This window comes from Rhizobium sp. BK491 (assembly GCF_014194925.1).
Lineage (GTDB): Bacteria > Pseudomonadota > Alphaproteobacteria > Rhizobiales > Rhizobiaceae > Rhizobium.
On sequence record NZ_JACIAR010000001.1, the window covers coordinates 113,838 to 133,640 of the forward strand.

At 59.6% G+C, this 19,803-nt stretch carries 17 protein-coding genes and 4 tRNA genes; 10 read left to right on the forward strand and 11 right to left on the reverse strand.

The window, feature by feature from the left end; genetic code table 11:
• Window positions 1-217 precede the first annotated feature (217 nt).
• The 5 genes from FHX05_RS00635 to FHX05_RS00655 all read left to right on the forward strand — a co-directional run bounded on the left by FHX05_RS00635 (window position 218) and on the right by FHX05_RS00655 (window position 4,906).
• Window positions 218-1,357, forward strand: a complete 1,140-nt coding sequence (locus FHX05_RS00635) for a DUF2157 domain-containing protein (RefSeq protein WP_183870387.1) — start codon at window positions 218-220, stop codon at window positions 1,355-1,357.
• The gene (locus tag FHX05_RS00640; RefSeq protein WP_183870388.1) at window positions 1,354-1,968 is read left to right on the forward strand and encodes a GDYXXLXY domain-containing protein; all 615 of its coding nucleotides are present in this window, start codon (window positions 1,354-1,356) and stop codon (window positions 1,966-1,968) included. Before FHX05_RS00635 ends, FHX05_RS00640 begins: the two co-directional genes overlap by 4 nt.
• Window positions 1,969-2,113: 145 nt before the next feature.
• Window positions 2,114-2,198, forward strand: a tRNA-Leu gene (locus FHX05_RS00645).
• 279 nt (window positions 2,199-2,477) lie between these two features.
• Complete coding sequence (gene tig / locus FHX05_RS00650) at window positions 2,478-3,968, forward strand: trigger factor (protein WP_112610341.1); 1,491 nt, start codon at window positions 2,478-2,480, stop codon at window positions 3,966-3,968.
• A 242-nt stretch (window positions 3,969-4,210) separates the two neighbouring features.
• A complete protein-coding gene (locus tag FHX05_RS00655; RefSeq protein ID WP_183870389.1) occupies window positions 4,211-4,906 on the forward strand; it encodes an HAD family hydrolase in 696 nt (231 codons plus the stop codon).
• A gap of 16 nt (window positions 4,907-4,922) precedes the next feature.
• Here FHX05_RS00655 and sthA read toward each other — a convergent pair whose 3' ends face one another.
• The 6 genes from sthA to phaC all read right to left on the reverse strand — a co-directional run bounded on the left by sthA (window position 4,923) and on the right by phaC (window position 11,600).
• On the reverse strand, window positions 4,923-6,329 hold the full coding sequence (gene sthA / locus FHX05_RS00660) for a Si-specific NAD(P)(+) transhydrogenase (RefSeq protein WP_183870390.1): 1,407 nt from the start codon (window positions 6,327-6,329) through the stop codon (window positions 4,923-4,925).
• 109 nt (window positions 6,330-6,438) lie between these two features.
• On the reverse strand, window positions 6,439-7,035 hold the full coding sequence (locus FHX05_RS00665; protein WP_112401101.1) for a dual specificity protein phosphatase family protein: 597 nt from the start codon (window positions 7,033-7,035) through the stop codon (window positions 6,439-6,441).
• 262 nt (window positions 7,036-7,297) lie between these two features.
• Window positions 7,298-8,116, reverse strand: a complete 819-nt coding sequence (radC, locus tag FHX05_RS00670) for a DNA repair protein RadC (protein WP_246698821.1) — start codon at window positions 8,114-8,116, stop codon at window positions 7,298-7,300.
• 42 nt (window positions 8,117-8,158) lie between these two features.
• A complete protein-coding gene (gene map, locus FHX05_RS00675) occupies window positions 8,159-8,995 on the reverse strand; it encodes a type I methionyl aminopeptidase (RefSeq protein WP_183870391.1) in 837 nt (278 codons plus the stop codon).
• 2 nt (window positions 8,996-8,997) lie between these two features.
• Window positions 8,998-9,744: a DNA/RNA nuclease SfsA gene (gene sfsA / locus FHX05_RS00680; protein WP_183870392.1), complete on the reverse strand. Its 747-nt coding sequence runs from the start codon at window positions 9,742-9,744 to the stop codon at window positions 8,998-9,000.
• A 14-nt stretch (window positions 9,745-9,758) separates the two neighbouring features.
• Window positions 9,759-11,600 carry a class I poly(R)-hydroxyalkanoic acid synthase gene (gene phaC, locus FHX05_RS00685; protein WP_183870393.1) on the reverse strand — a complete coding sequence of 614 codons (1,842 nt, stop codon included), beginning with the start codon at window positions 11,598-11,600 and terminating at the stop codon, window positions 9,759-9,761.
• Between the two features lie 159 nt (window positions 11,601-11,759).
• Between phaC and FHX05_RS00690 the strand changes: the two genes are divergently transcribed.
• The 4 genes from FHX05_RS00690 to recJ all read left to right on the forward strand — a co-directional run bounded on the left by FHX05_RS00690 (window position 11,760) and on the right by recJ (window position 16,891).
• Window positions 11,760-12,212, forward strand: a complete 453-nt coding sequence (locus tag FHX05_RS00690) for a hypothetical protein (protein WP_112338298.1) — start codon at window positions 11,760-11,762, stop codon at window positions 12,210-12,212.
• Window positions 12,213-12,434: 222 nt separating this feature from the next.
• Complete coding sequence (locus FHX05_RS00695; RefSeq protein ID WP_095434780.1) at window positions 12,435-13,655, forward strand: LL-diaminopimelate aminotransferase; 1,221 nt, start codon at window positions 12,435-12,437, stop codon at window positions 13,653-13,655.
• Window positions 13,656-13,711: 56 nt separating this feature from the next.
• Window positions 13,712-15,031 (forward strand): homoserine dehydrogenase, encoded by a 1,320-nt coding sequence (locus FHX05_RS00700; protein WP_183870394.1) that lies wholly within the window; start codon window positions 13,712-13,714, stop codon window positions 15,029-15,031.
• 57 nt (window positions 15,032-15,088) lie between these two features.
• Window positions 15,089-16,891, forward strand: a complete 1,803-nt coding sequence (gene recJ / locus FHX05_RS00705; RefSeq protein WP_183871155.1) for a single-stranded-DNA-specific exonuclease RecJ — start codon at window positions 15,089-15,091, stop codon at window positions 16,889-16,891.
• 75 nt (window positions 16,892-16,966) lie between these two features.
• On the opposite strand, the gene FHX05_RS00710 is transcribed toward recJ, so the two are convergent.
• The 5 genes from FHX05_RS00710 to FHX05_RS00730 form a co-directional block, all read right to left on the reverse strand.
• Window positions 16,967-17,041: transfer RNA gene (locus FHX05_RS00710), tRNA-Glu, on the reverse strand.
• A gap of 128 nt (window positions 17,042-17,169) precedes the next feature.
• Window positions 17,170-17,244: transfer RNA gene (locus FHX05_RS00715), tRNA-Glu, on the reverse strand.
• A gap of 82 nt (window positions 17,245-17,326) precedes the next feature.
• Window positions 17,327-17,401 (reverse strand) — tRNA-Glu (locus FHX05_RS00720).
• Between the two features lie 173 nt (window positions 17,402-17,574).
• Complete coding sequence (locus FHX05_RS00725) at window positions 17,575-18,195, reverse strand: hypothetical protein (protein WP_246698822.1); 621 nt, start codon at window positions 18,193-18,195, stop codon at window positions 17,575-17,577.
• A 375-nt stretch (window positions 18,196-18,570) separates the two neighbouring features.
• Window positions 18,571-19,011, reverse strand: coding sequence for a VOC family protein (locus tag FHX05_RS00730; protein ID WP_015339720.1), 441 nt, complete (start codon window positions 19,009-19,011; stop codon window positions 18,571-18,573).
• A 197-nt stretch (window positions 19,012-19,208) separates the two neighbouring features.
• Here FHX05_RS00730 and FHX05_RS00735 point away from each other — a divergent pair, with 197 nt between their 5' ends.
• Window positions 19,209-19,787 carry a cold-shock protein gene (locus FHX05_RS00735; protein WP_015339721.1) on the forward strand — a complete coding sequence of 193 codons (579 nt, stop codon included), beginning with the start codon at window positions 19,209-19,211 and terminating at the stop codon, window positions 19,785-19,787.
• Window positions 19,788-19,803: the final 16 nt, after the last annotated feature.

Below are 19,803 nucleotides of genomic sequence, written 5' to 3' on the forward strand. Positions count from 1 at the left end.
CGCAATAATTTCATGGGAGGCATGAGCTGCGCGCATATCTGCAGTCGGTATCTCTTTACCGGCCCCAAAGATACTGCATGATCCCTTAATTCCGTATTAATATGGCACATATTCCTGTGAGCCGAAGCTTCTGCCAGAACCGCTCGACTCGCATCGATTGTGCGGCGATTTGTGCTAACTCTGTCGCAAGCAGAATCGCAGCGAGGGGGAGCCGGGCATGTACAGGGGCAGGCTGGAGCGGGATCTGAAGATCTGGACCGACAAGGGCCTTGTCGACGCGGGGACGGCCAAAGCCATCCTCGGCGAGTATGACGGCCGCCAGACGAGTTTCAGCGCCGGCCGGGTACTGACCATCATCGCCGCCGTGCTTCTCGGCCTCGCCATCTTGCTGTTCATATCTGCAAACTGGGAGACCATTCCGAGAATTGCCCGTCTGCTGGGGCTGGTCACGATGATATGGGCCTTCCATCTCGCGGCTGCATATTTGTTAGGCCAGGGTCGCTCCATCATCGCCGCTGCATTGTTGATTCTCGGCACCTTGAGTTTTGGTGGCGCCATGGCACTGGTCGGCCAGATGTACAATCTGTCCGGCGATGAACTGAGAATGATGCTCGTCTGGTTCGCTGCTGCCTGCATCGTGGCGGCCTTGTTCCGTTCCTCGGCTCAGGTCGGGCTCGCCGGTTTTCTGGCCTGGGCATTTTGCGGCGTCTATCTCTGGGGGCATTTCGACGAATGGTATGGGATCATGCCCTGGATGCCGCCTCTGATGGCTGCGGTCCTGATTGGGCTTGTCCGCTATGCCGACGCGCCCATGGCTCGGCATTTGGCTTATCTCATGCTCGTGGGCTGGCTGACATGGCTGTTCGGCCGCCATGAGGGATTGAATACCGCGATCCTGTTTGCCGCTCTCGGCATGGCGGCGTTTCTCGTCGTCAGTGTTCCCGCTTCGCCGCTCCTGCCCTTCGCCCGCACGGCCGGCGCCGCGCCGGCTTTCTACACCTTTCTGATCGCATCGATCGGCTTCTTTCTTGTCCATGCCGAAATCAGCAACGGTTCCTTTGAAAATAATGTCTGGATCGAGGATAAATTGCCGCTTGTCATCGTGGCGGCGGCGACACTGGCGAGCGCGGTGATCGCAATAGCCCTCAGCGGCCGCGACAATGGCGCGGTGCGCTATCTCGCTTACTTCGTCTTTGCCTGCGAAATTCTCTATCTTGCAGGTGAGACGATAGGCTCGATCATCGGCACTGCGGGGTTCTTCCTCGTTGCCGGCTTGCTTGTGGCCATTGCAGCCTGGCTGGTCATCCAGCTGGAACGGCGCTTTTCCGGCAATAGCGGGCAGGGGACACAGGCATGACCGATATCGCTGAAAAGAGCCCGACCATCGGTTCCCGCCGACTATGGATTGCTGCCATCGTCGTTGCCGCTTTGCAGACGGCAGTTCTCGGCTACATGGTCGGCGAGCGCGCCTGGGGGCTGCGAAGCGGCGTCGAGATTCTCTTGAGGACCGCACCGGTCGATCCGCGCGATCTTCTGCGCGGCGACTACGTGACCTTGAACTACGACATCTCACGGGTTCCGTTCTCGACGATGGTCGAGGGACCGCCGAAAATGAGCCGAAGTGCCGCGATATTGTCCGTTCGGCTGAAGAGGCAGGATGACGGTTACTGGGGCATCGTCGAATCATCCTTTGGAAAGCTCGATCAGAAACCCGATACGGTCGTGCTCAAAAGCCTGCCTGTCGAATATGTTTTCTATGGCGATGCCACCGATCCCCAGCAGGCGATTGTAGGGGTCACCTATGGCATCGAGCGCTACTATGTGCCCGAAGGGCAGGGGCATGATATCGAGAGCGCCCGCAACGCCGATCGCGTCGCCATCGCGGCTCGGGTGTCTTCCGATGGCGTTGCCCATATCAGAAGCCTGCTTCTCGACGGCAAATCGGTCTATGAGGAGCCGCTTTACTGACGATATCTGCACGAAGAGCTCCGATAAGCTTTAAGCGTCGTCGCGGAACCGTCATTTTTCCTTTGCGTGGTTTGAAACGGGTGATATAGAGACGCCGCGCTCCGGAAGGCCCCATGGGCAGGCATCGCCATGCGGTTTTGGGAACGCGGGTATGGTGAAATTGGTAGACACGCCAGATTTAGGTTCTGGTGCCGCAAGGCGTGGGAGTTCAAGTCTCTCTACCCGCACCAACACTGTCTTGTGGATAGGGGGAGGCTGACCAAGCCTGTCTTCCAAATGCCGCAGGACGCGCCATCTTGCCCGAAGCATCCCGCTTTCGATGAGGAAAGTGGACAAGATGTTTTGGCTCGTGACGGGATAGAGCTGCCTCTTGCGCGTTTGTTTGAATGCGCGGCGCTCTTGCAAGGTGAAAGAGAATTGCATCCAAGCCACGCTCGGGATTTTCCGGCGTCGTGCTCATCGAAACGAACGGCAGGCTGGGCACGGCCGCCATGAATGAAGGTAGGACAATGCAGGTTATCGAAACGCTCGCTGAAGGGCTGAAGCGCGAAATCAAGGTGGTCATCCCGGCCAAGGACATGGAAGTGCGCATGAACGAGCGCCTGGCCGAGGTCAAGGACAAGGTCCGCATCAACGGCTTTCGTCCGGGAAAGGTTCCGGTCTCGCACCTGAAGAAGGTCTACGGTAAGTCGATCATGGCCGATCTCGTCAACGAAATCGTTCGCGACCAGCCGCCGGCGATCCTGACCGAGCGCGGCGAAAAGTCGGCCACTCAGCCGGAAATCGCGATGACGGAAGACCAGGACGAGGCAGAAAAGATCCTCTCCGCTGAGGCCGATTTCGAATTCACGCTCTCTTACGAAGTCATTCCGGCGATCGAACTGAAGCCGGTCAGCGGCATCAAGGTCACCCGCGAAGTCGCCGAGATCGGCGAAGACGAAGTGACCGAGCAGATCCTCAAGATCGCCGAGAGTGCCCGCAGCTACGAGACCAAGAAGGGCAAGGCCGCCAACGGCGACCGCGTCACCATCGATTATCTCGGCAAGGTCGATGGCGTTGCCTTTGACGGCGGCAAGGACGAAGACGCACAGCTCGTTCTCGGCTCCAACCGCTTCATTCCGGGCTTCGAAGAGCAGCTCGTCGGCCTCAAGGCTGGCGATGAGAAGGTCATCACCGTAACCTTCCCGGCCGACTATCCGGCCAAGAACCTCGCCGGCAAGGAAGCCACCTTCGACATCAATGTCAAGGAAGTTGCAGCTCCCGGCGAAATCGAGATCAACGACGAACTCGCTTCCAAGCTCGGCCTCGAATCGGCTGACCGCCTGAAGGAGATCGTTCGCGGCCAGATCGAAAGCCAGTACGGTTCGGTCACCCGCCAGAAGGTCAAGCGTCAGATCCTCGACCAGCTCGACGAAATGTACCAGTTCGACACGCCGCAGAAGCTCGTCGACGCTGAATTCGCCAGCATCTGGCGCCAGATCGAAACCGACCTCAGCGAATCCGGCAAGACCTTCGAAGACGAAGACACCACGGAAGAAAAGGCTCGCGAAGAATACCGCAAGCTCGCTGAGCGTCGCGTCCGCCTTGGCCTCGTTCTCTCCGAAATCGGTGAAAAGGCCGGCGTCGAAGTCAGCGAAGACGAACTGCAGCGTGCTCTCTACGCACAGCTCCAGCAGTTCCCGGGCCAGGAAAAGGAAATCCTGGAATTCTTCCGCAAGACGCCGGGCGCTTCCGCTAACCTGCGCGCCCCGATCTTCGAAGAAAAGGTCATCGACCATCTGCTGACCGAGGTTAACGTCACCGACAAGACCGTTTCCAAGGAAGCGCTGCTGGCTGACGACGAAGAAGAAGACAAGCCGGCTGCCAAGAAGGCAGCTCCGAAGAAGAAGGCTGCTGCCAAGGCTGAAGCGACTGAAGCTGCCGCCGAAGGCGAAGAAGCTGCTGCTCCGAAGAAGAAGGCTGCTCCGAAGAAGAAGGCTGCTGAAGACAGCGCCGAGTAATCGGTTCTCTTTCCGACTGAAATTGAAGCCCTGCCGTTCGCGGCAGGGCTTTTTGTTGTGCCGATATCAGGAAGCTTTCTGACACCATCGGTTTAGTCAATATTGCCTGGTGCAGCTGCATATCGCCTTTGCCGTTCAGGCGGCGCTTGCAGCCTAACTCGATCGTTTGCAATGGACACTTCTCATTAGAACCCTAGGCTCTACCCGAAGCCTAGTACGGTGAACGGCGAAGGAGACCGAACTTGATTAAAGGGGCAATGTTTGATCTGGACGAAACCCTTATCGATCGGCGCGCCGCCCTGCTGGCATTCCTGCCGGATCACTTCAAACGGCTTGAAGATCAACTGAGGGGCGTTACTTTTCAGAGTTTTCAAGAAACGTTCTTTGCCTTGGAGAAGGAAGGTCTCGTCGACAAACAAAAGCTTTATCCGCGGTTGGCGGCTGCTCTCAGTGTGAGCGACGATTGCGGAGCTCTCTTGCTTTCCGATTTTCAAAGGCGCTACCCACATTTCGCACGGCCATCGATAGGCGCCCTTGAAATGCTTGCCGCGCTGCGCAGGCACGGCTTGAAGACGGCCATCATCAGCAACGGCCATAGCGACGTTCAATCCGCAAAAATTGAGATCACGGGACTGAGAGATGCCGTGGATCTCGTGGTCATTTCAGAGGATGTCGGCCTGCGGAAGCCGGACGCGAGAATTTTTCAGCTTGCCGCTGAACGGCTGGGCGTGGCCCCGGCAAGCTGCATTTTTGTCGGTGACAATCCAGAGGCCGATGTCAGGGGCGCGGAGGCGGCGGGAATACGAGGTGTATTCTACGCTGCTGGCACTTCTTGGCCGGACATGCTGCCATCCCCGAAATACAGCATCTGTTCCTTCGCCGAAGTCCTGCCCCTGATCGAAGCCCTAAGTGAGGCCCATCGGCCTCGCTTAGGGTGAGGTTTCACGGAGCCGCTCAAATCTCCGACTTGATGTCGCCCATGCGGTTCCAGGCGTCGAGGCCGGCGATCTTGTAGGCTTCCGCGAGCGTCGGATAGTTGAAGGTGTTTTCGACGAAATATTCGACGGTGCCTTTGAGGTTCAGCACGGCCTGGCCGATGTGCACGAGTTCGGTGGCGCCTTCGCCGACGATGTGGACGCCGAGCAGGCGGCGTGTCTTCAACGAGAAGATCATCTTCAATAGGCCGGTATCGAGGCCCATGATATGGCCGCGCGACGTCTCGCGGAAGCGGGCGATACCGCATTCATAGGGAATGTGCCGGTCCTTGACCTCTTCCTCGGAGAGGCCGCAGGTGGAAATCTCCGGCACGGCATAGATGCCGTAGGGAAAGTATTTCGGCGGCTCCTTGGCGATCGCGCCGACAGCGACGCGTGCCGCGATGCGACCCTGTTCCATCGAGGTGGACGCAAGGCTCGGGAAGCCGACGACGTCGCCGGCGGCGAAGATATGCGGAACCTTGGTGGCGAAGGTTTCCGGATTGACGTTCAGGCGACCACGGGCATCGGCCTCGAGGCCGGCAGCGGGGAGATTAAGGGTGTCGGTGGCACCCATGCGGCCGGCGGCAAACAGCACCATGTCAGTGGTCAGACGGCGGCCATTGTCGAGCGTCAGCTCGACCTTGCCGTTCGGCAGGCGCTCCACCTTTTCGGCCTTCTGTCCGAGCAGCAGCTTCATGTTGCGGTCACGAAGCTGATAGGTGAAATCCTCGACGATCTCCTTGTCGATGAAATCGAGCATGGTCGATTTCGGATCGATCAGTGTCACTTGCGTGTCGAGAGCACTGAAGATTGTGGCGTATTCGATGCCGATGACGCCGGCGCCGATGACGACCATCGATCGCGGCAGATCCTGGATATCGAGGAGTTCGTCGCTGTCGAGAACCGTCTTGTCGTCGAACGGCATGTAATCCGGACGGAAAGGCTTGGTGCCGACTGCAAGCAGAATGCTGGCGGCGGACACGGTGACGACCTCGCCATCATCCTTGACGATCTGCATCGTCTGCGGATCGAGGAAGCTTGCCTTGCCTCTGATGTGCTGGACGCGATTGCGGGCGAACTGATGCTCAAGCACCTCGACCTCGTGGTCGAGAGTGATCAGCAGGCGGCGGCGCAAATCTTCGGCGCTGATTTCCTGTTTGACGCGATAGGCGCGGCCGTAGAAGCCGCGTTCTCGCCAGCCCGAAAGGTTCAGCGCCGTTTCGCGTAGCGTCTTGGAAGGGATGGTGCCGGTGTGGACCGAAACGCCACCGACCCGTTTGCCTTGCTCGACGACGAGCACCTTCTTGCCGAGTTTGGCGGCCTGGATAGCGCCTCTGCGGCCGGCAGGGCCGCTACCCACGACTAGGAGATCGAATTGGTCCATCGGGAAGCCTCGGATGACTGGAATAGGGAATCAATGTCGCAATGCAACATGCACTCCGTCAACCGGTAGCGGCTCAATGTTACAGATTATCTAACGGGAAGTTTGGCGCTCAGGACGCTGAAAGGCCGAGCCAAGGCTCCAGCTTCTCGAAGGTACGGTCCATGGCATAGGCACGGGTGAAGGAGAACGGCAGGTGACCATAGATGATCGACATCTGACCCTCCGCGGTAGCCTCATTCGTCTTGGCAATGGCGGCAAGGTAAAGTGCCGAAGCCAGGCCGGTTCTGTCGGCTCCGGCCTGGCAGTGAATGAGGATCGGCTTCGGCGCATTTCGCATGATATCGACGAGTTGGGCCGCCTGCTCCTGCGTCAGTTCGCGGCCCGAAGACATGTGGAAATCGATATGGTCGATGTTGAGCGCTTTCGCCTGGGCGACTTCCGTATCATACCAATGGTGCCCGCTATTGTCGCCGCGCAGGTTGATAATGGTCCTGATGCCGTATTGCTTCTGAAACTCGGCGATGTTGCTGGCCGAGGGCTGCGAGGAGCGGTAGAGCTCGCCGGCGATGACCGGATGGAAATTCGTCGTCCAGAGCATGTGAGCATAGAAGCCGCCGGCGATTGCCGCAAAACCGATCGAGGCAACGAACGCGCCACGGCCAAAACGGCGAAGGCGAGAGGCAAGTGTCGGCGATGTCTTCTGCATGCGATCTCCGGACCGGGTCGACCACCGAGGCGGATTGGTCAAATCAAAACAGCAGCTTCCGCCAGCAGGCCTGCCGTTGCGATAGCCGCGATCCTTCTGCCAGATGATCCTGACGCTGAACTGAAAAATGGTAACTGACGGGGATTGGCGATTCACAGCCGCTTCGAAAAATCGGAAGCGTCAGCTAATTTAAAAAATAATAAATATATCAAAAGTTTGGGTTGCATTTTTAACTAGAAATCTTAGGAAGCGTTCGGCGATTTCAGATCAATCGCAATGCCCGGAAGCTGACGTGGCCGTTTTTTCCAATGATAACATGGTCGTGAACAGTGATGCCCAAGGGCTTGGCGGTATCGATGATGGTCTTGGTCATCTCGATATCGGCGCGTGAGGGAGTGGGATCTCCTGACGGGTGGTTGTGGACTAAAATCACTGCCGAGGCGGAGAGTTCGAGTGCGCGTTTGACGACCTCGCGCGGGTAGACCGGCGTATGATCGATGGTGCCGAAGCCCTGCACCTCGTCGGCGATCAGGGCATTGCGCTTGTCGAGAAACAATAGGCGGAATTGCTCGCGGGCTTCATGCGCCATGGCGGCATGGCAATAATCGATGAGCGCCTTCCAGGAGGAGAGCACCGGCTTGCCCGTCAATTCGCTCTTCAGCATGCGCTGTGCGACGCTCGCGACCAGCTTCAGGTCGAGCGCGACCGCATCGCCGACGCCGCTGACCTCGGTCAACAGGCCGACCGGCGCGCCGAATACGCCGCCGAGCGAGCCAAAGCGGGCGAGCAAGGCCTTGGCGATGGGTTTCGTGTCGCGACGCGGGATCAGCCGGAAGAGCAGCAGCTCGAGGATTTCGTAATCGGCCAACGCCGCGTCGCCACCGTCGCGATAGCGATTGCGCAACCGTTCGCGGTGACCATGATAATGGGCTTCGACATTGGGCGGCGCGGATTTGCCAGCCGGGGCCGATTTTGTGGTCTGCGAGGCCGGCTTGACAGTCTGTTGGGGGAAGAACAGCCGCTCGTCGAGCAGCGCAGCCTCTTCCAAAGTCTCCGGCTTCCCGCCTCTTTCGAGGGGCATGTCACCATGTCCGTTGGAAGAAGCGGGCCGTTTCGCCATGAATTATCCCTGCAGCGGCGGCAGGCCGGGGCGGTCGAGGCCGCCGGGCGACAGGGTGAAGATTTCGCAGCCCGTGGCCGTGACGCCGACCGTATGTTCGTATTGTGCTGACAGCGAACGGTCGCGAGTGACGGCGGTCCAGCCATCGCCGAGTACTTTCACATGCGGCTTGCCGAGATTGATCATCGGCTCGATGGTGAAGATCATGCCTTCGCGCAGTTCCGGGCCGTCATTGACCCGGCCGTAATGGAGGATATTCGGCGAGTCATGAAAGAGGCTGCCGACGCCATGGCCGCAGAAGTCACGCACGACCGAGCAGCGTTCGCCCTCGGCATAGGTCTGGATCGCTTCGCCGATGGCGCCCGTGCGGGCACCCGGACGAACGGCGGCGATGCCGCGCATCAGGGATTCATAGGTGACTTCAAGAAGCCGTTCGGCCGATCGCTTGATTTCGCCAACCGGATACATGCGGCTGGAATCGCCATGCCAGCCATCGAGCACATAGGTCACGTCGATATTGACGATATCGCCGTCGCGCAGCGGCTTGTCATTGGGAATGCCATGGCAGACGACGTGGTTGATCGACGTGCAGGAGGATTTCATGTAGCCGCGGTAGTTCAGCGTCGCGGGATAAGCGCCGTGATCCATGCCGAATTCGAAGACGAAACGGTCGATGACATCGGTGGGCACGCCGGGCTTGACGATCGCGGCGAGTTCATCGAGGCAGCGGGCGGTCAGTTGGCACGCCTTGCGCATTCCGGCAAAGGCGTCCTCTCCATAGATGCGGATGGCCCCCGTATTCTTCGCCGGCGCCGTTGCCGCTTCGATGTAATTCACCATGACTAGCCTTCGATAGAGATCTTAAACTGTTCTAATGCAGCTATGCCGGGTTCGTCTATCGGGATCAACCCGGCAGGCGCGATTTCCGTCGGCGAAACCCTGCATTTCAGCGCATAGACTTCGACACCACGCGCCAAAGCGCGATGGTAAGCCTTGGCATAAACCGGATCGAGATCACCGCAGATGCGGAAGCGATGGCAATCATTGCGCTGGATCACGAACAACATGACGGCGCGGTAACCGGCCTCGGCCATATCGCCGAGTTCTTCCAGATGCTTGGCGCCGCGTGCCGTCGCCGTATCGGGGAACTCTGCAAGACCCGGCTGCCGCATGAAATGGACGTTCTTCACCTCGACATAGGTGGTTGTCCGCAAAGGGTCGGTCAAGAGCAGGTCGATGCGAGAGTTGCGGCCGTAATTCTGCTCGCGTTTGACCATCGTGTACTCCCCGAGATCGGAGACTTGCCCAAGCGCAATCGCTTCCGCCGCAATGCGATTTGGCATGGCGGTATTGACGCCGACCGTGGTGTCGTCGGCTTCGATCAATTCGAAGACATGACGGTATTTTCGCTTCGCGCCCTCGTGCTCGGAGAGCCAGATTCGCGAGCCCGGCGCCGTCAGACCAAGCATCGAGCCGGTATTGGGGCAGGAGCCGGTGATGAAGGTGCCGTCCTCCAGTTCGGCATCGAAGAGGAAGCGCTTGTAGCGGGAAATCAGGCGAGCGGGGACGAGAGGCGAAGGAAATTGCATAATCGGGCGACTGCCTACGCCCGTTCCAGGACGTAGCTGCCGGGGGCTTCTTCCAGCGCATTGAGGGCCTTGCCGCCGGGTTTGCGCGCAGCCGTCATGCGATGATCTTGCTCGAGGATCCAGGCATGCCAATGCGGCCACCAGGAACCAGGCGTCTCCTTTGCCTCCGCGAGCCAATCCTCATAGTCGCCGGTTGGCGGGCTGCCTGTCCAGAACTGGTATTTGTGCTTGTCGGGCGGATTGACGACGCCGGCAATGTGACCGGAGCCCGTCACCACGAATTCCACCGGACCGCCGAAACATTGGCTGCCGACGAAGACCGATTTGGCCGGCGCGATATGGTCTTCGCGCGTCGCCAGATTGTAGACGGGGATGCGAACGTCCTTCAGCGACAGCGTCTTGCCGTCGAGCACCATTTTGCCCTGGCTCAATGCATTGTTGAGGTAGCAGTTGCGCAGGTAAAATGAATGGTTGGCCGCAGCCATGCGCGTCGAATCGGCATTCCAGAACAGGAGGTCGAAGGGCATGGGTTCCTGCCCCTTCAGATAGTTATTGACGAAATAGGGCCAGATCAGTTCGGAGGCGCGCAGCATGTTGAAAGCCGTCGCCATCTTCGAGCCTTCGAGATAGCCGAGCACATTCATCTGCTCTTCGAGCGCTGCGATCTGCTCCTCGTCGACGAAAACCTTCAGATCGCCAGCAAAGGTGAAATCGACCTGCGTCGTCAGGAAGGTAACCGTTCGGATGCGCTTGTTCTTTTCCTTGGCATGGAGGGCAAGCGTCGCCGCGAGCAGCGTGCCGCCGACGCAATAGCCCACGGCGTTGACCTCCTGCTCGCCCGTCGCCTTCTCGATCGTTTCCAAAGCGAAATCGATGCCTTCGCGGGCATAGGAGGTCCAGTCCTTGGCGGCATGCCGCTGATCGGGATTGACCCAGGAAATGACGAAGACGGTGTGACCCTGCTCCACGCACCATTTGATGAAGGATTTCTGCGGGTTGAGATCGAGAATGTAGAATTTGTTGATCCAGGGCGGGCAGATTAGCAGCGGTCGTTTCAAGACCTTGTCGGTCGCCGGCTCATATTGGATCACCTGGCAGACATCGCTCTGCGCAATGACCTTGCCTGGAGTGAGCGCCATGTCGCGGCCGACCGCGAATTTCGTCATGTCCGTTTGCCGCAGACGCAGCTCGCCGTGGCCGAGGCTGATATCTTCCGCCAGCATCTTCATGCCGCGCACGAGATTCTCGGCATTGGAGGCGATGGTTTCGCGGTAGACCTGCGGATTCGTCGCGATGAAATTGGTCGGCGAGAAGGCGGCAGTGATCTGCTTCGTGTAGAACGCCGCCTTGTGACGTGTGTGTTCATCCAGTCCTTCCGCATCTCCGACCAACTTTTCAGCCCAGTTCGATGTCAGAAGATAGGTCTGCTTCAGGAAGTCGAAGAAAGGATTCGTCTGCCAGTCCTCATCGGCAAAGCGCCTGTCCTTCACTGGTTCGGCTTCGGCTGACGAATCGCCGCTGAGGCGCTGCATGGTCTTCGTCCACAGGCCGAAATAGCCGGAAAGCAGATGAGTCTGCGCCTCCAGTGTGCGGCGGGGATCGGAAAGCCAGTACTCTCCGACCTTGGAGAGTGTCTTGACCATGTCGGTGAAGGGATCGGCAACCGTATCGACCTTCTCGCCGCGCTCGCGCGGCGCAAGCCAGGCTGAGGCCGCCTTGCCGAGATTTTCCAGCGCACGGGCAAAGTTGACGGCCATCGCTTCGGGATCCCTTACGATGTAAGGCTCGACTGACTTTGGATCAAAGCCGGGAAAGCCGCCATTACCTTCATTCTTGTCCCGCTTGCTGTCGGTCACGCTCATCCTCCCGGCGGCAGCTCGTGTCTTGTTTTCCATTTGTACATCTTGCGGGAAAAGGAATACAAGTCGAATGAAACGCAACCCTGCTCTTGCTTTGCTGCTGCGACAAATTTAACAGTCGCAACCCACAGCAAGGAATAGCGCAGGAAGACAATTATGGGCGGCGGCATGGTGGCAAGACTGAACCGGTATTCCGTACTCTGCGGTGCAATGTGCGGAATTCTCGCATTGACGCTCGCGGGCTGCTCGACGCCCGAGGAAAAGGCGGCCTTCGCCAAGCGCAAGCAGCCGCCTCAGGCTGTCATCGTAAAGCCCGCCAGAGGTACGCCGGTGGTGGAAACCAGCACGCAGCAATATTACAAGGACGGCTATCCTTCCTTCAATGCGCCGCCGACCGCTGCAAACGTCCAGATCAACGATCAGCAGGCTGGCGATCTGGTCAAGCAGCTGACGGCACTTGGATCGCAGCGCAAGGCCGGCACGATCTCCGAGGCCGAGTACCAGAGGCGTGTTGCCGAAATGCGCAAGCTCGCTGCCGAACATGGCCAGGATACGCTGCAGGAAATTCAAAAAGAGGGCGGCACGCCGCCGGCACAGACGCAGAATTAGCCTTGCGTTTCAGGCGATTTGGCCGCAAAGCGTTCGGATAGGCCGAATTTGGATGTATCTGACCGGCGGATTGCATTTTGCGTGCATAAGCGCCCAAGATTCACCTTATCTTTCGAGATAGCATGAATACGGCGCCGCGAGTCCCAAGTTCGTATCGCGGCTGGCCGGGAGAGCAACGAACTTCAGCGCGGTTTCGAGGGCCGCTGTCCCATGGGGAAAGAAATGGAAGAGTTTCATAAAGTCCGGCGTTTGCCGCCCTACGTTTTCGAACAGGTCAATCGTTTGAAAGCGAGCGCGCGAGCGGGCGGGGCGGACATTATCGACCTCGGCATGGGCAATCCAGATCTTCCAACCCCCAAGGCCATCGTCGACAAGCTGTGCGAAGTGGTTCAGGACCCGCGCACGCATCGCTATTCCTCCTCCAAGGGCATTCCGGGCCTTCGCCGTGCGCAGGCCGCCTATTATGCCCGCCGTTTCGGCGTGAAGCTCAATCCGGATACGCAGGTGGTCGCCACCCTCGGCTCGAAGGAAGGCTTCGCCAATATGGCGCAGGCAATCACGGCGCCCGGCGACGTCATCCTCTGCCCGAACCCGACCTATCCGATCCACGCCTTCGGTTTCCTGATGGCCGGCGGCGTCATCCGCTCGATCCCGGTCGAGCCGGACGATAGCTTCTTCCCGCCGCTGGAACGGGCCGTGCGCCACTCGATCCCGAAGCCACTGGCTCTGATTTTGAATTACCCGTCAAACCCGACGGCCTATGTCGCGACGCTCGATTTCTACAAGGAAGTCGTCGCTTTCGCGAAGAAGCACGACATCATCGTGCTTTCGGATCTCGCCTATTCGGAAATCTACTTCGACGATGCGCCGCCGCCGTCGGTGCTGGAGGTTCCAGGCGCCATCGACGTAACGGTCGAATTCACCTCAATGTCGAAGACCTTCTCCATGCCCGGCTGGCGCATGGGCTTTGCCGTCGGCAACGAGCGGCTGATTGCGGCGCTGACGCGTGTGAAATCTTACCTCGATTACGGCGCCTTCACACCGATCCAGGTGGCGGCGACGCATGCGCTGAACGGTGATGGCTCCGACATCGCCGAAGTGCGCAACATCTACAAGCGGCGCCGCGACGTTCTGGTCGATAGCTTCGGCAAAGCGGGCTTCGACGTGCCACCGCCGGCGGCGACCATGTTCGCCTGGGCGAAGATTCCCGAAAAGTTCCGCCACCTCGGCTCGCTGGAATTCTCCAAGCTTCTGGTTGAGAAGGCCGACATCGCGGTCGCTCCGGGCATCGGCTTCGGCGAGCAGGGCGACGATTACGTGCGCATAGCGCTTGTTGAAAACGAGCATCGCATCCGTCAGGCCGCGCGCAATCTAAAGCGCTTCCTCTCCACCGCGGACGAGACGATGCACAATGTCATTTCGCTGAACGCTCACCGTTCATAATATCGTGCGGCAGCCGTTTCCGCGGCTGCCGTCCCAATACTGATCAGGAATTTTCCATGGTAGATGCCCTCAAAATCGGCATTGCGGGCTTGGGTACCGTTGGTGCCTCGCTCGTCCGCATCATCCAGAGCCGCGCTAACGAGCTTGCCGTTACCTGCGGTCGTCCCGTCAAGATCGTCGCCGTCACAGCGCGCGATCGCACGCGGGATCGCGGCATCGATCTAACGGGCATCGAATGGTTCGGCGGTCCGGTCGATCTGGCACAGAAGGCCGATATCGGCGTTTTCGTCGAGCTGATCGGCGGTTCCGAGGGCGCGGCCAACGCAGCGGTGCGCGCGGCGCTTGCACGCGGCCTGCATGTCGTCACCGCCAACAAGGCGCTGCTTGCCTATCACGGTGTGGAACTCGCGCAGATCGCCGAAGAGAAGGGCGCTTTGCTGAATTTCGAAGCGGCCGTTGCCGGCGGCATTCCGGTCATCAAGGCGCTGCGCGAATCCCTGACGGGCAATACGATTTCCCGCGTCTATGGCATCATGAACGGCACCTGCAACTACATCCTGACCCGGATGGAGAAGGAAGGCCTGTCCTTTAGCGATTGCCTCAAGGAGGCACAGCGTCTCGGTTATGCCGAGGCCGATCCGGCCTTCGATATCGAAGGCAATGACACGGCTCACAAGCTCGCCATCCTGACGACGCTCGCCTTCGGCAACCGCATCGCGGCCGACGACATCTACCTCGAAGGGATCACCAACGTTTCCATCGAGGATATCCGCGCCGCCGCCGATCTCGGCTACCGCATCAAGCTGCTCGGCGTCGCCCAGCGCACCGAAAGCGGCATCGAGCAGCGCGTGCATCCGACCATGGTGCCGCTCGATTCGGTCATCGCCCAAGTCGATGGCGTCACCAATGCCGTGGCGATCGAATCCGATATCCTTGGCGAATTGCTGATGGTCGGCCCCGGCGCCGGCGGCAATGCGACGGCCTCGTCCGTCCTCGGTGACATCGCCGATATCGCCAAGAGCCGCCCGGGCGAGCAGCGCGTACCTGTGCTTGGTCATCCAGCCAAGGCGCTGGAGCCCTACCGCAAGGCGCAGATGCAGAGCCATGAAGGCGGCTATTTCATCCGCCTGACCGTGCTTGACCGCACCGGTGTTTTTGCGAGTGTCGCGACGCGCATGGCGGAAAACCATATTTCGCTCGAATCGATCGTCCAGCGCTCCAAGCAGCATCTGGCGCCATCCGATCACCAGACGATCATCCTCGTCACCCATGCGACGACGGAGGATTCGGTGCGTAAGGCGGTTGCCTCGATCAAGAACGAGGGCTATCTCGTCGGCGAGCCGCAGGTTATTCGCATCGAGCGGCCGAAAGAATAGTCTGATCAGCGGCGGCGTGCCTCAAAGGGACGCCGCACTCAAATTCCGGGAGAGATGGTGGAGCAACCGGTCGATCCAGTTCAGCGGGCATTTCTAGGTGTCGAGCGCTCGGTATCAGGCAATCGCTGGGTGTCCCGACTCGACCAGGCCGGCCAGAACAGGGCGCTCGCCATCGCGCAGACGCACGGCCTGCCGGAACTGATTGCCCGCGTGCTTGCCGGCCGCGGCGTCGGGCAGGACGAAGCCATGGCCTTCCTCGATCCGACCATCCGCGGCCTGATGCCCGATCCACATCTGCTGACCGATTGCGAAAAGGCCGCACGACGGCTCCTGCACGCGATCAGGAAGGGCGAGACGGTCGCGATCTTCGGTGACTACGATGTCGACGGCGCAGCCTCCTCGGCGCTGCTCTATCGCTTCCTCACCCATTTCGGCGTTCCGGCCAGCATCTATATTCCCGATCGCATCTTTGAGGGTTACGGGCCTAATCCCACCGCTATCGGCCAGCTCATCGACAATGGCGCGACGCTGATCGTGACGGTCGATTGCGGCTCCACCAGCTTCGAATCGCTTGAAGTGGCGAAGGCACGCGGTATCGATGTCGTCGTCATCGATCACCACCAGGTGGCGCATGAGCTGCCTCCATGCCACGCGCTGGTCAATCCGAACCGTGAAGACGATCTTTCGGGGCAGGGGCATCTCTGTGCCGCCGGGGTGGTCTTCATGGTTCTTGTCGCGGCGCTGCGGCTGCTGCGCGAGGCGGGTGATTCCCGCGTGCGATCCATTGACCTGCTTGCCTGGCTCGATATCGTCGCGCTCGCGACCGTCTGCGATGTCGTGCCGCTGAAGGGCTTGAACCGCGCCTATGTCGTCAAAGGGCTGATCGCTGCCCGCCATCAGGGCAATCTCGGGCTCGCAGCGCTCTTTCGCAAGGCGGGCCTCAATGGTCCTGTCACGCCCTATCATTTCGGCTTCCTGATTGGTCCGCGCATTAATGCCGGCGGCCGTATCGGCGATGCCGCTCTTGGCGCACGCCTGCTGACGCTGGCCGATGGGGGCGAAGCCGACACGATCGCTGCGAAGCTCGACGAGCTCAATCGCGAGAGGCAGGCCATGGAAGCCGCCATGCTGCAGGAGGCGGAGGCCGAGGCGCTGGCGGAATATGGCAATGGCGATGGCGCCTCCGTCATCATCACAGCGCGCGAGAACTGGCATCCGGGTATCGTCGGTCTGATTGCCTCACGATTGAAGGACAAGTTCCGCCGGCCGGCCTTTGCTATCGCCTTTGATCCGATGGGCAAGGGCACAGGCTCCGGCCGATCCATCAACGGCTTCGACATGGGTCGCATGGTGCGCGCAGCCGTCGATGCCGGTCTGCTGGTCAAGGGCGGCGGCCATGCAATGGCGGCCGGCCTGACGGTGGAGCGAAGCAATCTCGGAAAGCTGCGCGCCTTCTTCACGGAGAAGGCGGAGAAACAGGTAGCAGGGCTCGTTGCCAACGAAACGTTGAAGATCGACGGTGCGCTCGGCGCAAGCGGCGCGACCGTGGAGCTGATCGATAGGCTGGAGACAGCTGGTCCCTATGGCTCGGGCCATCCACAGCCCGTCTTCGCCCTTCCGAGCCACCGTCTGCGCGATTCCCGCCTCGTCGGCCAGTCGCACATCAAGATTACGCTCGAGGCGCAGGACGGCGGCCGAGTGGATGGCATCGCCTTCCGTGCGACCGAGACCCCCTTGGGTGAGCTGCTGATGTCGTCGCGCGGCGCGCAGATCCACGTCGCCGGCACGCTCGGCGCCGATCACTGGCAGGGCAGCCGCCGCGTGCAGCTGCGGGTCACGGATGCGGCGAAAGCTCCGTAATGCAGATCACGCCAGATACGCATCTGCATAACAGCGCTTAGCGAGCAAAAACATCAAATTAAGGGGAAGAGGTAGTGGCACGCCCTAGGGGAGTCGAACCCCTCTTTACAGAATGAAAATCTGTCGTCCTAACCGATAGACGAAGGGCGCGTGCTGTGGCGCCCTTATAGTCAGCACCTTTCATTCCCGCAAGCGGAAAAACGAGAAAAATCGCAGAAAAATCCATGACTAGGCGAAGAATTTTCGAGGCGACTGTGGAAAACGTCGAGCCGCACGATTGGTACGCCCTAGGGGAGTCGAACCCCTCTTTACAGAATGAGAATCTGTCGTCCTAACCGATAGACGAAGGGCGCATGCTGCGCGGTGTAAATAGGAATAGTCTATTGCGTCCGCAAGCGGTAGCTAAAATGATTGGCCGTGGGGGAAGAACAACAGTGGCACGCCCTAGGGGAGTCGAACCCCTCTTTACAGAATGAAAATCTGTCGTCCTAACCGATAGACGAAGGGCGCGTTCAGCTGTTGTGTGGCGCGCTTATAGCGGGGTGATTTCATTCCCGCAAGCGGCAATTTTGCTTTTTTGTGGAAAAAATGACAGATGAGTGAAACTGCCGCCGACGCTGAATAAGCAAGCCTTAACAGGCTCTTGCCAGTGACAGTGAAGAATCCTTTGAAACGTAGGCTCTTTATTGCCCGGTCGCGCTTTGCACCGGCTGCACCAGCAGCTTGCCGTTCTGCGGCTGGTTCTTCGAGGCGATGAATTGGGCGAGGGCGGCCGCTTGTCTGCCGTTCAATTCATGGACATTTGGGGTCGGCGTTGCTGCCGCTCCGGACGCCGTTACCTGGGCAATCGGCTGTGGCGAACCCGCAGCCGGCGAGGTTGCATTGCGGATGACGGGCGGCGGCAGCATCTCTGCCGAGGTGCGAGCGTTCGGTGCGGCGGCATCCATCGCCGGTGGTGCCGCTGTCGGCATTGCTGACGGGGGCGTGCTGTAGACACTGCGCATCATCGGCGTAATGGGCTGGGCTCCGTCGGCTCCGGCCTTGGCAAGCGTCCCATCCGGATTGACGGCAATGGGCGGCGGTGCGGAAAAGATGCTGCTTCTGCTCGCATTGACGCCGGTCGGCTGCGTGACCAGGCCCGCAATACCGGTTTGCCCCTCGGGGGGAGTTTCCACAGGCGCCGGATAGAGCGCCTGATTCTGCTGCGCGACGATCTGGTGGCGCGTGCCGTTGACGCTATGCACCAGCGGGTCGCGATAGGCGAGGTCGGCGTTGCGTCGCCGGGCGTCGGCCTTATTGTTCATATCGGTCGCGAGTTGTTCGGCTGTCGTCGGCTGAACAGCAGGCGCGATGTACGATGTTTCCGTTGGCTTTTTGGCCGTGGTCGCGCAGCCCGCAATCATCACAAATGAGGCAAGAACGGCAATTGTGCTTGCTAGCTTCTTCCTGCCGTATAAAATCTGCTGATCGCACATAGGACGTTCCCTGCAAAAAGGTTTGCATCGGAACGGCCTCCTGCGAGGGACGATGATATCGCACGCGCCGACTGGGAACGATGACCGCGCGATATCCGATGCATGATGCTTCGAGTCGTCCAAGCATGCCGGAAGATGGGCATGGGCGGCAAGCGCGAAACGGATGGCTCCGCGCGTGCCGTAAGCCTCGCGAAAGCTTAGGCCTTACCAGGAGCCGGTATTGGCCATGGAAGCCCAGGGCTCGGCCGAGGGAAGATTGGCGCCCTTCTGCAGGATCTCGATCGAAATGCCGTCCGGAGAGCGCACGAAAGCCATGTGACCATCGCGGGGCGGGCGGTTGATCGTGATGCCGTTGTCCATCAGCTTCTGGCAGGTCGCATAGATATCGTCGACCTCGTAGGCGAGGTGGCCGAAATTGCGTCCTCCGCTATATTCTTCCGGGTCCCAGTTATAGGTCAGTTCCAGGCTGGGGGCGCCGTTGCTGCGGGATGATTCGGCATCCTCGTCGGCCGCAAGGAAAACGAGCGTATAGCGGCCTTTCTCGTTTTCGTAGCGGCGGGTTTCGACAAGCCCGAATAGGGTGCTATAAAAATGCAACGAGGCGTCGAGATCGGTGACGCGGACCATCGTATGGAGATAACGCATTCTATTTCCTCTCTTAATGTTGAGCTGGACGGATCTTCGATCGCGGCACCAGCTTCGCGCAAGTCTTGGAGCAATAATCTTAGGGTGGGAATAAACGAAAACTAGGACTTGCGCTTTTCCGTTACCAAGATGTTAATCTTGATATCAGGGAATCAGTTAACCGTAACAGTGTGACGCGTAATCGAGGGCTGACTAGGATGGGTGACAGAATTTCATCGAAGGGAGTTGTCGACTTCGAGGAGATGTCCGGCGATACCGTCGAGCTCATCGAAATCTCAGGCGTCGTCAAGTGGTTCGATGTCGCCAAGGGCTTCGGTTTTATCGTGCCTGACAATGGCATGCAGGACGTATTGCTGCATGTGACGTGTCTGCGCCGTGACGGTTATCAGACGATTCTCGAAGGAACTCGCATTGTTGCGCTGATTCAGCGCCGCGAGCGCGGCTACCAGGCCTTCAAGATCCTCTCCATGGATCAATCGACGGCGGTACATCCCTCGCAGATGCCGCCTGTCCGTACACACGTACAGGTGACGGCGACGAGTGGACTGGAGCGTGCGCTGGTCAAGTGGTTCAATCGCACCAAGGGCTTCGGCTTCCTGACGCGCGGCGAGGGCACGGAGGATATCTTCGTGCACATGGAAACGCTGCGCCGCTTCGGTCTCGCCGAGCTTCGGCCGGGGCAGGTGGTGCTCGTTCGCTTCGGACCGGGCGAGAAAGGCCTGATGGCCGCCGAAATCCACCCGGATGCGCCGAGCCCGGTGACACGGCCGCACTGATATGAGCAAAGCTGGT